General features: G+C 64.1%; 15 protein-coding genes and 2 pseudogenes. 13 read left to right on the top strand and 4 right to left on the bottom strand.

Annotated elements, in window-relative coordinates:
• Nucleotides 1-4: 4 nt before the first annotated feature.
• The 3 genes from ACFQDL_RS19000 to ACFQDL_RS19010 are packed head-to-tail and all read right to left on the bottom strand — an operon-like array spanning nucleotide 5 to nucleotide 1,969.
• Nucleotides 5-139 (bottom strand): helix-turn-helix domain-containing protein, encoded by a 135-nt coding sequence (locus tag ACFQDL_RS19000; protein ID WP_379910390.1) that lies wholly within the window; start codon nucleotides 137-139, stop codon nucleotides 5-7.
• Nucleotides 132-992 (bottom strand): sigma 54-interacting transcriptional regulator, encoded by an 861-nt coding sequence (locus ACFQDL_RS19005; RefSeq protein ID WP_379910391.1) that lies wholly within the window; start codon nucleotides 990-992, stop codon nucleotides 132-134. Before ACFQDL_RS19005 ends, ACFQDL_RS19000 begins: the two co-directional genes overlap by 8 nt.
• On the bottom strand, nucleotides 962-1,969 hold the full coding sequence (locus ACFQDL_RS19010) for a GAF domain-containing protein (RefSeq protein WP_379910392.1): 1,008 nt from the start codon (nucleotides 1,967-1,969) through the stop codon (nucleotides 962-964). The genes ACFQDL_RS19005 and ACFQDL_RS19010 overlap by 31 nt, the downstream gene beginning before the upstream one ends.
• A gap of 420 nt (nucleotides 1,970-2,389) precedes the next feature.
• Here ACFQDL_RS19010 and ACFQDL_RS19015 point away from each other — a divergent pair.
• The 13 genes and pseudogenes from ACFQDL_RS19015 to ACFQDL_RS19075 all read left to right on the top strand — a co-directional run bounded on the left by ACFQDL_RS19015 (nucleotide 2,390) and on the right by ACFQDL_RS19075 (nucleotide 12,028).
• Nucleotides 2,390-4,503, top strand: a pseudogene (locus ACFQDL_RS19015) (hydantoinase/oxoprolinase family protein).
• A gap of 37 nt (nucleotides 4,504-4,540) precedes the next feature.
• Nucleotides 4,541-5,269 (top strand): hydantoinase B/oxoprolinase family protein, encoded by a 729-nt coding sequence (locus ACFQDL_RS19020; RefSeq protein WP_379910393.1) that lies wholly within the window; start codon nucleotides 4,541-4,543, stop codon nucleotides 5,267-5,269.
• Nucleotides 5,209-6,873: a hydantoinase B/oxoprolinase family protein gene (locus ACFQDL_RS19025; RefSeq protein ID WP_379910394.1), complete on the top strand. Its 1,665-nt coding sequence runs from the start codon at nucleotides 5,209-5,211 to the stop codon at nucleotides 6,871-6,873. Before ACFQDL_RS19020 ends, ACFQDL_RS19025 begins: the two co-directional genes overlap by 61 nt.
• 79 nt (nucleotides 6,874-6,952) lie before the next feature.
• Entirely contained in the window at nucleotides 6,953-7,453 is a 501-nt protein-coding gene (locus ACFQDL_RS19030; RefSeq protein WP_379910395.1) for an acetone carboxylase subunit gamma, read from the top strand.
• Nucleotides 7,454-7,566: 113 nt separating this feature from the next.
• Entirely contained in the window at nucleotides 7,567-8,010 is a 444-nt protein-coding gene (secB, locus tag ACFQDL_RS19035) for a protein-export chaperone SecB (RefSeq protein WP_379910396.1), read from the top strand.
• Nucleotides 8,011-8,129: 119 nt separating this feature from the next.
• Nucleotides 8,130-8,603 carry a cytochrome b/b6 domain-containing protein gene (locus tag ACFQDL_RS19040; protein WP_379910397.1) on the top strand — a complete coding sequence of 158 codons (474 nt, stop codon included), beginning with the start codon at nucleotides 8,130-8,132 and terminating at the stop codon, nucleotides 8,601-8,603.
• A complete protein-coding gene (locus ACFQDL_RS19045) occupies nucleotides 8,579-8,761 on the top strand; it encodes a hypothetical protein (RefSeq protein ID WP_379910398.1) in 183 nt (60 codons plus the stop codon). Before ACFQDL_RS19040 ends, ACFQDL_RS19045 begins: the two co-directional genes overlap by 25 nt.
• Complete coding sequence (locus ACFQDL_RS19050) at nucleotides 8,731-9,126, top strand: DUF1924 domain-containing protein (protein ID WP_379910399.1); 396 nt, start codon at nucleotides 8,731-8,733, stop codon at nucleotides 9,124-9,126. The genes ACFQDL_RS19045 and ACFQDL_RS19050 overlap by 31 nt, the downstream gene beginning before the upstream one ends.
• Before the next feature lie 222 nt (nucleotides 9,127-9,348).
• Nucleotides 9,349-9,738 (top strand): annotated as a pseudogene (locus tag ACFQDL_RS19055) (hypothetical protein); the annotation flags it as partial.
• A 13-nt stretch (nucleotides 9,739-9,751) separates the two neighbouring features.
• Nucleotides 9,752-10,006 (top strand): PepSY domain-containing protein, encoded by a 255-nt coding sequence (locus tag ACFQDL_RS19060; RefSeq protein ID WP_379910400.1) that lies wholly within the window; start codon nucleotides 9,752-9,754, stop codon nucleotides 10,004-10,006.
• Between the two features lie 11 nt (nucleotides 10,007-10,017).
• Complete coding sequence (locus ACFQDL_RS19065; protein ID WP_379910401.1) at nucleotides 10,018-10,692, top strand: response regulator transcription factor; 675 nt, start codon at nucleotides 10,018-10,020, stop codon at nucleotides 10,690-10,692.
• Entirely contained in the window at nucleotides 10,689-10,817 is a 129-nt protein-coding gene (locus ACFQDL_RS19070; RefSeq protein ID WP_379910402.1) for a hypothetical protein, read from the top strand. The genes ACFQDL_RS19065 and ACFQDL_RS19070 overlap by 4 nt, the downstream gene beginning before the upstream one ends.
• Before the next feature lie 215 nt (nucleotides 10,818-11,032).
• Complete coding sequence (locus tag ACFQDL_RS19075) at nucleotides 11,033-12,028, top strand: sensor histidine kinase (protein WP_379910403.1); 996 nt, start codon at nucleotides 11,033-11,035, stop codon at nucleotides 12,026-12,028.
• A gap of 179 nt (nucleotides 12,029-12,207) precedes the next feature.
• Here ACFQDL_RS19075 and ACFQDL_RS19080 read toward each other — a convergent pair whose 3' ends face one another.
• Nucleotides 12,208-14,490 (bottom strand): ATP-dependent DNA helicase, encoded by a 2,283-nt coding sequence (locus tag ACFQDL_RS19080; RefSeq protein WP_379910404.1) that lies wholly within the window; start codon nucleotides 14,488-14,490, stop codon nucleotides 12,208-12,210.
• Nucleotides 14,491-14,721: the final 231 nt, after the last annotated feature.

A 14,721-nucleotide genomic window follows, 5' to 3' on the forward strand; every position in this document is an offset into this window, starting at 1 on the left:
TGACTCAGGAACGCTGAAGGCCGTATTTGCGCAGTTTGATATACAGGGTGCTCTTGGCGATATTGAGCTGCTTTGCGACCCGGGTCAGGTTGCCGTTCTGCTCCTGAATGGCACGCGTAATGACCTCCTTTTCAGCCATATCCAGGGGTTCTGGCTGGGCACCGGTTTCGTATCGGCTCCCTGCGCAGGCTCGTCCGGCAGGTCGTCGGGGCCGAGTTCGTCGCGGTCGGAGAGAAAAAGGCGGCCGTGATCAGGTTGGTCAGCTCGCGGATATTGCCGGTCCAGGGCCTTGCTGTCAGTCGCTCGATCAGGGCGGGGCTGAGGTGCTTCTTGCCACCTCCATGCTGGTCGTGCAGATGGCCCAGGATGTGTTCCGCCAGTACGGCGATGTCCTCGCGCCGTTCGCGCAGTGGCGGGATTGTCAGGATCATTGACGAGATCCGGTAGTAGAGGTCCATCCGGAAGCGCCCGTCGGCCACGTCCTGGTTCAGGTTGCGATGGGTGGCGGCAATCAGGCGGAAGTTGACCTTGCGTGGCCGGGTTTCGCCGATGCGGCAGATCTCCATTTCCTGCAGTACCCGAAGAAACATGGGCTGCAGATCCAGCGGCATTTCGCCGATTTCGTCGAGGAACAGGGTACCGCCGTTGGCGGCCTCTATCTTGCCGGTCATGCCGCCCCGGCGGGCGCCGGTGAACGAGCCCTCGATATGACCGAACAGCTCCCCCGCCAGCAGATCCCGCGACAGCCCGCCGCAGTTCAGGGCCAGGAAGGGGCCGGCGCGCGTCGGGCCCTCTTCATGAATGGCCCGGGCGAACAGCTCCTTGCCGACGCCGGTCTCGCCCAGCAGCAGCACCGGAATCGGTGCCCGCGCCAGCCGGCGGGCCTGCTCGACGGTCTTCAGAAACAGCGGGCTGCGCCCGGCCAGGCGGTCGAAGCCGGCTGCGGCATCGGACTTTTTCGTTACCGCGGCCGGACTCCGCGTACTGCGCACGGGCATTGGAATCGCGGCGAGGAGGCCGATACGTTCCCCCGGTGCAGGATCGGCTCGATCCAGGACGGGTCGAGCCGTGACAGCGGCGACGGTGCGGGGGCGGTTGCCGGCGGCGCCGCATCAACGCCCTCGCTCAGGTTCAGCAGCGGATTGTGGGGATTCAGGTCGATCTGGATGCCCCGTGCCGCCAGCACCTTCTCGGCCTGGTGATTGGCCCGTACCAGCCGGCCCTGCCGGTCGAACAGCAGCAGGGCGTCGTTGCCCGGCGCGCCGAGGCGGCCAATGGTCAGGTCGATCAGCAAATCCCGTTGTGCCAGCTTGTGCTGGGCCAGCTGGCCCTCGATACGGCGGGCGCCGGATAGCGCCAGCGCCAGACAGTAGTCGTGCAGGGTCTCCTTCAGGCCCGAAATATTGACGGCACCCAGCAGCGTGCCTTCGAAGGGGTCGCGGATCACCGCGGCGGAACAGGTCCAGCGGCTGATGTTCTCGCAGAAGTGCTCGAAGGCATGGACCTGGAGCGCGCGGCCGGTACTGAGGGCCGTGCCGATGGCATTGGTGCCGGCGACCGCTTCGTTCCAGTCGGCGCCCGGCACCAGGCTGACGCGGCGCGCCAGTTCCAGGGTGGCGGGATCCCCTTCGTAGCGCAGAATCAGGCCGGCGGGCGAGACCAGGTGCATGATGGTGCCGGACTCGGCCAGCAGGCTCTGGGCCTCGCGCATGATGATATCGGAGGCCGAGATCAGCTCCTGGTGCGGATGAATCAGCGTCTGGAGTTGATTCTCGTCGAATTCCTGACCGTGCTGGGCGACCTGCGGATCGACCCGGGACGACAGGCAGCGCTGCCAGGATGCTTCGATCACCGAACGCACGGTGTGGTCGGGCAGGGGGCCCCCGCTCAGCAGCCGTTCCCGTGCCGAGGCAATCCGTTTGGGATGCTCGACGGCCGTGGATCCCTTCAGCAGATGGTCGGGATGCATGGAACTCTCCCAGGTCGTTGTTCTTATATCAGTCAATCCTGAACCAGGCTGTCACGAATTACAACAGCGGCTTTTATCCTCAGGCCTGGATCCGCGAGGATCGCGATTTTTCAGACTGCTTTCAATGCATTTGTCGTGCGTAGGGCGTTCGATTAACGGTCGTCGACCGTTCGATTATCGAACGGTCCCTGGCCTGCCGGGCACTGGTACCTCCAGGACCGCTCTTTTAAAAACAACGGCTTGAGTGACTTTTCCGGGGTTGGCACAGCGGTTGCTCTTTCCTTGTCGAAGCCGGCGGCGCTGCATCCCCCGTCGCAGCCGGCCTTCTTGGGCCCGGCCGCCCGTCAAGGGCGTAGCCGGGCACAGAACAACAATAAAATTGAGGACTTAACCTTGAATCAATTAGCCAATCCCGTCGAAGTGCTGGGCATCGATGCCGGCGGCACCATGACCGATACCTTCTTTGTCCGGGCCGATGGCGAGTTTGTCGTCGGCAAGGCCCAAAGCAACATCAACGAGTCCCAGGCGGTGCTGGAGTCCAGCCGAGATGCCCTGGCGCACTGGGACAGAACGGTCGAGGATGTGTACCCGGAGATGGTGACCTGCGTCTTCTCCGGCACCGCCATGCTCAACCGTGTCGTCGGGCGCAAGGGGCTGCGCACCGGTCTGATCGTCAGCAAGGGCTTCGAAGACTTCCATCGCATGGGGCGCGCGATCCAGAGTTATCTGGGCTACGCCTTCGAAGACCGCATCCACCTCAACACCCATCGCTACGATGAGCCCCTGGTGCATATCAAGGACACCCGCGGCGTTACCGAGCGCGTCGATTCCATGGGTAATGTGGTGGTGCCGGTGCGCCTGCATGAAGCGCGCGAGGCCGCCCGCGAGCTGATCGAGCAGGGCTGCAAGGCGATCGTGATCAGCCTGCTGAGTTCCTACCTGAACGAGGAGCATGAAAAGGCCGTGCGCGACGTCTGTCGGGAGGTGGCCAGGGAGATGGGCGTCGAGATCCCGGTGTTCGCCTCCGTCGATTATTATCCGGTGCGCAAGGAGAGTCATCGCACCAACACCACGATTCTGGAGGCCTATGCCGCCGAACCGTCCCGCGCCACCCTGGGCACGATCAGCGACAGCATGAAGGAGGTTGGGGGCCGGTTCGATCTGCGCGTGATGGCCAGCCACGGCGGCACCATCAGCTGGAAGGCCAAGGAGCTGGCACGCTCCCTGGTCTCGGGGCCGATCGGGGGCGTTATCGGCGCCAAGTTCCTCGGCGAGAAACTCGGCTACGAAAACATTGCCTGTTCCGATATCGGCGGCACCAGTTTCGACATGGCGCTGATCACCAAGAACAACTTTGCCATTCACAAGGACGGCGACATGGCGCGCCTGGTGCTGTCGCTGCCGCTGGTGGCGATGGATACCATCGGTGCCGGTGCCGGCAGCTTCGTGCGCATCGACCCCCATGCCAATGCGATCAAGCTGGGGCCCGACAGCGCCGGCTACAAGGTCGGCACCTGCTGGCCCGACGGCGGCATCAACACGGTCTCGGTGACGGACTGCCACATTATTCTCGGCTACCTGAATCCGGAGAATTTCCTCGGCGGTATTCTGCAGCTGGACGTCGAGCGCGCCCGCCAGGAGATCAAGAAGCAGGTCGCCGATCCGCTGGGTCTGAGTGTCGAGGACGCGGCGGCCGGGGTCATCGAGCTGCTCGATCTGTCGCTGCGGCAGCATCTGCGGGCGATGATCACCGGCAAGGGCTACAGCCCGAGCGATTTCGTCTGCTTCTCCTACGGTGGCGGCGGTCCCGTGCATGCCTACGGCTACACCAAGGGTCTGGGCTTCAAGGAAACCATCGTCCCCGCCTGGGCCGCCGGTTTCTCGGCCTTCGGCTGCGCCACGGCCGACTTCGAATACCGCTACGACAAGAGCGTCGATATCGGCATCACCGACGAGTCGACCGCCGAGGACGTCGCGACCGCCACCGCCACCCTGCAGGCGGCCTGGGACGAGCTGCGCGGCAAGGTGCTGGAAGAGTTCCGCATCAATGGTTTCAAGGATGAAGAGGTGACGCTGACACCGGGGTATTCGATGCAGTACCTGGGGCAGCTGAACGATCTCGAGATCGACTCCCCCTGCCTGCGCTTTCCGGGGCGGCGGACTGGGACAAGCTGGTGGATTCCTTCAACGACACCTACGCCCGGGTGTATGCCGATGCCGCGCGCTCTCCGGAGCTGGGATATGGCATTACCGGCGCCATCATGCGGGGGTCGGTTGTCACCAAGAAGCCCAATATCCCGGAAGAGCCGGAAGCCGGCCCTGAGCCCAGTGCCGAATCACACCTCGGTACGCGGCCTTTCTATTACGAGAAAAAATGGGTCGAGGCCAATATCTACAAGATGGAACTGCTCAAGCCCGGTAACGAAATCAAGGGACCGGCCGTGATCGAATCCGATGCCACCACCTATGTGGTACCGCCGGGTTTCGAAACCTTCCTGGACGTGAACCGCCTCTTCCATCTGATCGAATGCTGAACTTTCGAGAATAAATATAACAGTTAGAGGAATACCCATGACTATTCAAGAAACCATTGTTTCTGCAGAAGCGAAACCGTCAAGTCTGCTGCGAAGCGGACTGACGCTTAACGATCATCGCAACCTGATGCTGCAGCGGACAAAAGAAACCGGTTTTTACGATGGGCTGGAACGGCTCGAATTCAAGGAGAGCGACCCGATCGGCTACGAGCGGATATTCTCCAAACTGCGGGCGGGCCTGGTGAATTCCAGGGAAGTGGCGAAAAAGATCGCCGCGTCCCCGATCGTCGAGCAGGAAGGGGAGCTGTGCTTTACCCTCTACAATGTCGCCGGCGACTGTATCGCCACCTCCACCGGGATCATCATTCATGTCGGCACCATGGGCGCCGCGATCAAATACATGATCCAGAACAACTGGGAATCCAACCCCGGCATCAACCCCGGCGACATGTTCACCAACAACGACTGCCAGATCGGCAACGTCCATCCCTGCGATATCGCCACCATTGTGCCGATATTCCACGAGGGCAACCTGATCGGCTGGGTCGGCGGCGTGACCCATGTCATCGATGTCGGCGCCGTCGGCCCGGGCTCGATGTCCAACGGCCAGATCCAGCGCTTCGGCGACGGCGTGCAGATCACCTGCCGCAAGACCGGCGTCAACGACACCCGCTGCGCGACTGGCTGCACGAGAGCCAGCGCAACGTGCGCACGCCCAAATACTGGATCCTGGACGAGAAGACCCGCATCGCCGGCTGCCACATGATCCGCGACCTGGTCGAGGAAACGGTGCGCGAAGAGGGCATCGAGGCCTATGAAAAGTTCGCCTCAGAAGTGATCGAGGACGGCCGCCGCGGCCTGACCAGCCGCATCAGGGCGATGACCATTCCCGGCAAGATCCGCACCGTGGCTTTCGTCGACGTACCCTATTCCCACGAGGATGTGGTGGTACCGTCGCCTTTCGCCAAGGTCGATACCATCATGCATGCGCCCTGTGAAATCACGGTCAAGCCCGATGCCACCTGGCGCCTGGATTTCGAAGGCTGCAGCCGCTGGGGCTGGCACACCTACAATGCCAACCCCGTGGCCTTCACCAGCGGTATCTGGGTGATGATGACGCAGTCGCTGGTGCCCACCGAGCGGATCAACGACGGTGCCCGCTACGCCACCGAGTTCCGGCTGCCCAAGGGCACCTGGACCAACCCGGACGACCGCCGCACCGCCCATGCCGATGCCTGGCACTTCCTGGTCTCGTCCTGGAGTTCGCTGTGGCGCGGCATCAGCCGCAGCTATTTCGGCCGCGGCTATCTGGAGGAGGTTAATGCCGGCAACTCCAACCCCTGCAACTGGCTGCAGGGCGGCGGCATCAACCAGGAGGGCGAGATCCACGCCGTCAACAGCTTCGAGACCGCGGCCTGCGGCACCGGTGCCTGCGCGGTCAAGGACGGCCTCAACCATGCCGCCGCGATCTGGAACCCGGAAGGCGACATGGGCGATATCGAGATCTGGGAGCTGGCCGAGCCGCTGCTCTACATGGGCCGCACCATCAAGACCAATACCGGCGGCTACGGCAAGTACCGCGGCGGCCTGGGCTTCGAGACCCTGCGCATGGTCTGGGGCTCGGCCGACTGGACCATGTTCTTCATGGGCAACGGCTACATGAACAGCGACTGGGGGCTGATGGGCGGTTACCCGGCGGCGACCGGTTACCGTTTCGAGGCGCACAATACCGGGCTGCTGGAACGTATCCGCAGCGGTCAATCGCTGCCGCAGGGCAAGGATCGCGATCCCGGCGAGCGGGAGTTCGAAAAGCACCTTGGCGCCGATGCCCGGGTCAAGCGCGACAAGCAGTGCATCACCACCGAAGCGATCTTCGAAAACGGCGATCTCTATCTGAACTACCTGCGTGGCGGTCCCGGGTTCGGCGATCCGCTGGACCGGGATCCCGATGCGATCGAAGACGACCTCAACCAGAACTATCTGCTGCCGGAGTTCGCCGAAAAAGTCTATGGCGTGGTGATCTCGCAGAACAAGGCGGGCGACTGGTCCGTCGACAGGCAGAAAACGGCGGCACGGCGTCTCGAAGTGCGCAGGGAGCGAATCGCCCGCGGTAAACCTACCCAGCAGTGGATGGAAGACGAACGCCAGAAGATTCTCGACAAGGACGCATCGGTACAGGTGCAGCAGATGTTTGCATCGAGCTTCCGGCTGTCGGAGAAATTCCTCGGCGAGTTCAAGGCATTCTGGGATCTGCCGGCAGGCTGGGAACTTAAAGAGGAAGACCTCGGCATTCCGATGTTCGGTGCCAAGCACCATATGGACCTGAGCGAGCTTCCCGATGTGCACCCGGTCATCATGACGGAGCAGTAAAGGCTTGGACCCGGAGGGGTGCGCGACGCATCCCTTTGCGGATCTTCCCGGAATTCAAAGAATAAAAGAGAGACTTGTCATGTCAACATATACCAAGAAGCAAGTATCGGATCTGGTCAAAGGGGATCTGGACTGGGATACCCTGCATCGCATGCTGTCGATGCCCAAGGATAAAGAGCGTTACAGCCATTACATAGCCGTGTTGCAGGAACAGGTATCCTGGGACGACCGGATTATCCTGCCGCTGGGCCCGCATCTGTACCTCGCCGAAACCCAGGCGGATAAAACACTGGTGACCAAGTGCGAGTGCGGCTACGAATACGGGGATTACAGGAAAAACTGGAAACTGAATGCCCTGATCCATGTGCGCGACAGCGAAGAAAAAATGCAGGAGGTGTATCCCAAGCTGATGGCGCCGGATACCGGCTGGCAGGTGTATCGCGAGTACTACTGCCCAAGCTGCGGCACCATGCACGATGTCGAGGCGCCGACGCCCTGGTACCCGGTCATCCATGACTTCCAGCCCGACCTGAAGGCGTTTTTCGACTGGCTGGATCTGCCGGCGCCCGTCAACGCCTGACGGTATCCCGATCAGATCCCGGTCCCCTGCCGGGACCTGATATCTCTGCCCGAAATGAAACCGGGTCAGGACCCCTTCCTGCCCCGGTTCCGCGCACAACCGAGGATAAAATCATGGCGAGTAACAAGAACGGCAATTCCGCACCCTTCTTTTCGATGCAGAAAATCTACCTGAAGGCGAGCAGTTTCGAGTCGCCCGATGCCGCGGTGATATTCGGTCAGGACTGGAAGCCCGAAACCAGCCTGGATCTCAACGTGAGCCATAGCGACGTCGGGAACGGGCGCTACGAGGTGGTCCTGTCCGTGGCGATCAGGGCCCAGAATGCCGGACAACCGGCGTTTGTCCTCGAAGTGGATCAGGCGGCGCTGTTTCAGATCGAGGGCTTTGGCGAAGAACGCTGCCGCGAAGCCCTGGGGGCGGCCTGTCCCGCGATCATGTTTCCGTACCTGCGCGAGACCGTGGACCATCTTCTGCTCAAGGGCGGCTATCCGCCGCTGCTGCTGGCGCCGATCAATTTCGATGCGCTTTACGCCGACAAACAGCGTCGGTCGGCTTGATCGGGTATCGTTGCCAGGCGCCCAAAATCTACACGTAACCCGTAACCCGTAACCCCATTTTAAGCTTCGTTTTAACTGCACGGCGGCATGCTGATCTTCGACGAAAGAGGAGATCGGCAATGAACACTTTCCCATCGAAACAGAATGCGAACGGCGGGGTTCCGGTCTGGGACCCGCTGGTGCGCATCTTTCACTGGTCGCTGGTGGGCTTTTTCATGCTCGCCTGGCTCACCGAAGACGAACTCCAGGGCCTGCATCAGTGGTCCGGCTATGCCGTGGCCGGCCTGGTGGGATTCAGGGTGATCTGGGGCCTGATCGGTACCCGCCATGCCCGATTCAGCGATTTCGTGCGCGGTCCGCGCGAGATCCGGGCCTATCTGAAAACGCTGCTGACCCGACATCCACGCCATTACCTGGGCCACAACCCGGCCGGCGGCGCCATGGTGGTGCTGATGCTGGTCGGCCTCTCGGCCCTGACGCTCACCGGCATGATGCTGGCGGCCGCTGACGGCTCCGGGCCCTGGTCGGTACCTGGCTCGGCAGCTTTTCCGAGCACGATGTCGAGGAGGTGCACGAGTTCTTCGCCAACCTGATGCTGCTGCTGGTGTTCGTGCATGTCGGCGGTGTACTGGTCAGCAGTCTGCTGCACCGCGAGAATCTGGTGCGGTCGATGATCACCGGGCGCAAGAAGCTGCCCGAGTCGAAACAGGAGGCTGAGGCATGCGCAAGCGAAGCCAAGTCGCGGTCCTAGTCCTGGCACTGGGGGCGACGGCGGCAGGCTCCGCCGTGGCCTCGGAGGCGGTGCAACTGCTTCTGCAGCAGTACCGGCAGCAGGGCGTCGGGGCATTCGACGCCGATGCCGGAGCCGAGTTCTGGCAGAAAGCGTTCGACGGACGCAGCTGCACCAGCTGTCATACCGCGGACCCGAGGGTCCTCGGCAGGCATCGGCAGACCGGCAAGCCGATCGAGCCGATGGCGCCTTCGGTCAATCCGCGGCGTCTGACCGAGGTCAGGCAGATGAACAAGTGGTTCTACCGTAACTGCAACTGGACCCTGGGACGTGAATGCACGGCACAGGAAAAGGGCAATCTGCTGATCTGGCTGCAGGAACGCTAACGGCGAGGATGACGATATGAATCGATGGTTGAATGGCATGCGCTGGACGCTCGGCGCACTGACGATAGGTGCCGCTTTATCGTTGGGCGGCCTGGGACTGGCGGGCCTGATCGCAGGCGAGGGTGCCTGGGCCGGTGACGAGGGCGAACGGGAAACGCGGGAGCACCGCTCCGGGGACGCGAGGCCCGCTACTACCGTCCCGATCCGCTCTATGTCGAGGAGTGTTCGGCCTGTCATCTGGCCTATCCTGCCGAGATGTTGCCGGCGCGCAGCTGGCAGGCGATCATGGCGGGGCTCGAGGATCACTTCGGCGAAAATTCGGCGCTGATGCCGGAAACGGCGCAGAAGATCGGCGCCTATCTGAACGAAAGGGCGGCGGATACCGGATCGCGTTACAGGCGCGCGGTCGCGGTCGATGAAACGCCGATGCGCATCACGCAGTTGCCCTGGTTTCAGGACAAGCACGATGAGGTGCCTGATCGCCTGGTCGGGCCGGATACCGGGGTGCAGAGCTTCAGCCAGTGCCAGGCTTGTCACGGCGACGCGGCAGAACGAGGTATATTTGATGAAGATACCGTGGATATTCCAGGTTTTGGTCGCTGGGACGATTAGTCTGGCGGCATCATTGGCGCTGGGTGACAAGCGGATCGACCAGGACGAGGCCCAGGCGCTGGTGGAGCAGGGGCAGATGCTATCCCTCGAGCAGCTGCTGGCGTTGCATGCGGATCTTTTACGCGGCCAGCTGCTTGACCTGGAGCTGGAGCGTGAACAGGACCGGCTGATCTACGAGGTCGAGGTGCTGGGCGAGGATGGACGGGTGCGGGAGTTCGAGCTCGATGCCGCCAGTGGCGAGCTGATCAGGGAGTCATTCGATGATTAGGAGGACAGGGGATGCGTCTGTTGCTGGTGGAGGACGATCGGGCGCTGGTGGACCAGCTGAAGCCGCGTCTGCAGAAGGCCGGTTTCGCCGTCGAGGTCGCCGGTGACGGCGAGGATGCGGCCTTTCTCGGCGAGGAGGAGGATTTCGATGCGGTGATCCTCGACCTCGGTTTGCCGCGCAGGCCCGGACTGGACGTGCTGCGGGGCTGGCGTGCCGCCGGCCTGCGGATGCCGGTGCTGATCCTGACCGCGCGTGACGCCTGGCACGAACGGGTCGACGGCCTCAAGGCCGGTGCCGACGATTACCTCGGCAAGCCTTTTCATGTCGAAGAGCTGCTGGCCCGGCTCGAGGCACTGATTCGCCGCAACCACGGCCAGGCCAGCCCGACTCTCAGCGCCGCTGGCCTGACGCTCGATGCCGACCGGCAGCAGGTGCAGGACCGCGACGGTGAATGGCAGACGCTGACCGGCATCGAGTTTCGCCTGCTGCGCTACCTGATGCTCAATGCCGGCCGGGTACTGTCGAAGACCGAGCTGAGCGAGCATGTCTACGAAGAGGAACAGCTGCGCGACAGCAATGTGATCGAGGTCTATATCAACCGGCTGCGGCAACGCTTCGGCCGCGACCTGATCGAGACCCGGCGCGGTCAGGGATACTGTCTTGTCGACCGGCGGGAGCCGGCATGAGGTTTTTCGCCACGGCGGGGCCAGAGGCGAGCCTTGAGCGCCTTATCCGTCACAGGCTGCTGCTGGTGCTGTTGCTGGTGTCTGGCATGCTGCTGGCGCTGCTGCACCGGCAATCAATGCCCTGACCGCGGACTTTGTCCGCTCCCGCCTCGAACACGACGCCGAGAGTCTGATTGCGGCCCTGCAGCCGACGGACGACCGCTGGCGGCTGACCGAATCGGCGCTGCCGCTGGTCTACCAGCGTGCCCGTTCGGGCCACTATTTTATCCTGCAATACGACGACCGGAAGCTGCGTTCCCGCTCGCTCTGGGACCTCTCCATCGCCCCTGAGCCCCTGCCGGTGGGCGCGGCCCGCAGCCATGAACTGCGCCCCGCGATCCGCGATCAGTACTGGCTGGTGCTGGAGCAGGGCTTCCGCAAGGGCGATACCGATTTCAGCCTCTGGATCGCCGAGGATATAGCGCCGCTGCGCGCGATCCAGTACCGCTACGAGCGGTACGCCCTGGTGCCGGTATTGCTGTCGATTCCGCTGCTGCTGATCTGGCAGGGCCTGGTGCTGCGCCGCGGTTTTGGCCGTCTCGAACCGCTGCGCCGGGCACTGGCCGAGCAGAGCGCCGGCAGTGCCGCCGAACTGCCGGCCGGGGTTCCGGCCGAGGTGCAACCGCTGGTCGATGCGATCCGGCAGCGGCTCAACCGCTCGGGCGAACAAATCCAGCGTTCCCGCACCGCGCTCGGCAACCTGGCCCATGAGCTGAAAAGGCCGCTGCAGCAGTTGCACTGGCTGGCAGAAAACTGCGAACAGGACGCGCTGCAACGGTCGTTGCGGGAGGTGCACGATCAGCTGCGCCGGCGCATCGACAGCGAACTGCGACGTGCCCGTATTGCCGGCGCGCCGTCGCCGGGGCAGCAGTTCGTGCCGCAGGAGGAGGTCCCGCACCTGGTCCGGTTGCTGGAGCTCTCGGGGCGCCGTGATATCGGCTTCGACGGCCGGCTGCCCGAAGGAGCCCTGCCGTTCGATCGTGACGACATGATCGAACTGCTCGGCAATCTGCTCGACAATGGCTGGCGCCACGCCCGCTCGCGGGTGCGCCTCTGTATCGACCGGGCGCCTGGCGGCTGGCTGATGCGGGTCGAGGACGACGGCCCGGGTGTGAACGAGAAGGACCTCGAACGCCTGACCCGGCGCGGGCTGCGGCTCGATGAACAGGAACAGGGGGAAGGGCACGGACTGGGGCTGTCGATCTGCGCGGCCGTTGTCGCCAGTTACGACGGCCGGCTCGCGTTCAGCCGGTCGGCGCTGGGCGGGCTGTGCGTCGAAATAGAGCTGCCGGCATGACGCCTCGATAAGAGACGACATACCTGATCTGTAATCGGCAAAGCGGTGCGGTTCGCGTTGCTCACCAGCACCCTAGGCAATATATCGGAGAAAATCTGTAGGTTGGGCGTTGGCCCGACTTGGCGGATTACGCGACGCCCGGGCTGTCTGCCAGTTTCAAGCGAAGGCAGGGGGCGTCGCTAATCCGCCCTAAGGGGCTTTGATGCCTGTTCGAGAGACCACCAGCCGGGCAGCAGGCTACGCACCTCGGGGCGGCCGAAACGGTCGTCGATCAGTACCACCGTGCCCCGGTCCTCGGGCGTGCGGATCACCCGGCCGGCGGCCTGGACCACCTTCTGCATGCCGGGGAACAGGTAGGCGTAGTCGTAGCCGCGGCCGAAACGACGCTGTAGCCGCTTGCGCAGTTCCTCGTGCCAGGCGTCGAAGGGCGGCAGTCCGAGGGTGGCGACAAAGGCGCCGATCAGACGGCGGCCGGGCAGGTCGATGCCTTCGGCGAAGGCGCCGCCGAGCACCGCGAAGCCGATACCCTGGCCGTCTTCGGCGAAGCCGTCGATAAAGGCCCGGCGCGCGTCCTGCGACATGCCCGGCTGCTGGCACCAGAGCGGGATCTCGGGTGCCGTCTGCTGCAGCCGTTCGTAGACCTGTTGCAGGTAGGCGAAGCTGCTGAAGTAGGCCAGATAGTTGCCGGACTGCCGGCGGTACTGTTGCTGCAGCACCTGCACGATGGGATCGACCGAGGCCTGGCGGTGCTGATAGCGGGTACTGATGCCGGTTTCGAGCCGGGCCTCGAGCTGATGGGCGGCGAAGGGGCTCTCGACCTCCTGCCAGACCGTCGACTCCGGCAGGCCGAGCAGGTCGCGGTGATAGGGCGCCGGTGTCAGGGTGGCCGAGAACAGGGTGCAGCTGTGGCTGGCTTCGAAGCGCGGCGACAGGAAATCCGCCGGTATCAGGTTGCGCAGCGCCAGTTTCGCCCGGCCGCGGCCGCTGCGGCTCAGCTCGCACAGCGAGTGATCGCCGAAATCTTCGGCCAGGCGCAGATAGCGGATCGCCTCGAACAGCAGTTCCTGCAGTTCGGCATCGGCCGGCGCCTCGGCGAGATACTCGGTGATCGCGGTGACGGTACCCTGGAGGGCGCCGTGCAGCTCCCGTGGCAGAGCCGTCAGCTGGCGGCAGGCCGCGGTGTCGTCACTCAGTCCCTGCTCGCGCACCAGCTGGCTCCACTGGCGGGCCAGTGCCGAGAGCGGCTTTTTCAGCGCGGCAGGCGCCCGGCGCTTGAGGCCCAGGACCCGCTGCTGACCGATCTCGACGCTGTACATGCCCCTTGCCCGGTCGATCAGGTTGTGGGCCTCGTCGATCAGCAGGACGGTTTTCCAGTCGTTCTGCCGGGTCAGGGCATGGAGCAGGGCGTGCTGGTCGAAGAAGTGGTTGACGTCGGCGACCACCAGGTCGCTCCAGCGCGCCATCTCCTGGCCCAGGTAATAGGGGCAGATCCCGTGGGCCAGTGCCAGCTCGCGCAGCTTTTGCCGGTCGAGCGGCTGGTCACAGGCAGCGGCCGCCCGGCGCGCGTCGCCGAGGCGGTCGAAGAAGCCGCGGGCCAGCGGACAGGATTCGCCGTGGCAGGCCAGGTCCGGATGTTCGCAGGCGTGGTCGCGGGCGCTGAGCTCGAGTATGCGCAGCGGAACGGCCTCCGGCTGGGCCGCCAGCAGCTGCCCCAGGCCGTCAAGGGCCAGCTGGCGGCCGGTGGTGCGGGCGGTGAGAAAGAACAGCCGGTCGATCCGCTTCTTCGGCAGTGCCATCAGTACCGGGTAGAGGGTGCCGAGGGTCTTGCCGATGCCGGTCGGCGCCTGCAGCATCAGGTGCCGGCCGGTACTGGCGGCCTTGAAGACGCCCTCGGCAAGCGCCCGCTGGCCCTGGCGAAAGCCGTCGAACGCAAAGCGCAGCCGGCCGAGGGCGGCGTCGCGGGCATCGCGGTGCGACGCCTCCTGTCCGGCCCAGTCTCGGTAGGCGCGGCACAGCGCAACCAGGTGCGCCTGCAGCTCAGGTGCCCCGGCCTGCTCGGTCAGCGCGGTCTCCCGGTCGCGGCCGATATCGTAATAGATCAGCGCCAGCTCGATCGATTCGAGGCCGTCCCGGGCGCAGAGCAGGGCGCCGTAGACCCGCAGCTGCGCCCAGTGCAGCGCCTGCTGGGCCTCGGACAGTCGCGACAGGTCGCCGCGGTGGGTCTTGATCTCCTCGAGGCGCTGCCGGTGCGGATCATAACCGTCGGCACGGCCGTTCAGCTCGAGTCCCTCGCATTCGCCCGACAGCGCAAGCTCCGGTTGATAGTCGGAACCACGGCGGGCCTGAACTTTGGCGTGGCCCTCGATGCCCTCTTCGGCGGTTGGCGAGGGCGTATAGCGATGGTCCAGGCTGCCACTTCGGGCAGCGAAGTCGCACAGTGTTCTGACGGCGACGCGCATCATCGGCGTGGCCCCCGATTGCGACACCGGGATGCTGGATGGACGGCGCGGTGATCAAGCAGTCCACCCGGTTCGGCACTTCGTGCAGCGAAGTCGCACAGTGTTCTGACGGCGACGCGCATCATCGGCGTGGCCCCCGATTGCGACACCGGGATGCTGGATGGACGGCGCGGTGATCAAGCAGTCCATCCGGTTCGGCACTTCGTGCGGCGAAGTCACAGTGGGTGCGGACCG

It is taken from the genome of Marinobacterium aestuariivivens (assembly GCF_042661465.1).
GTDB classification, from domain to species: Bacteria; Pseudomonadota; Gammaproteobacteria; order Pseudomonadales; family Balneatricaceae; genus Marinobacterium_A; species Marinobacterium_A aestuariivivens.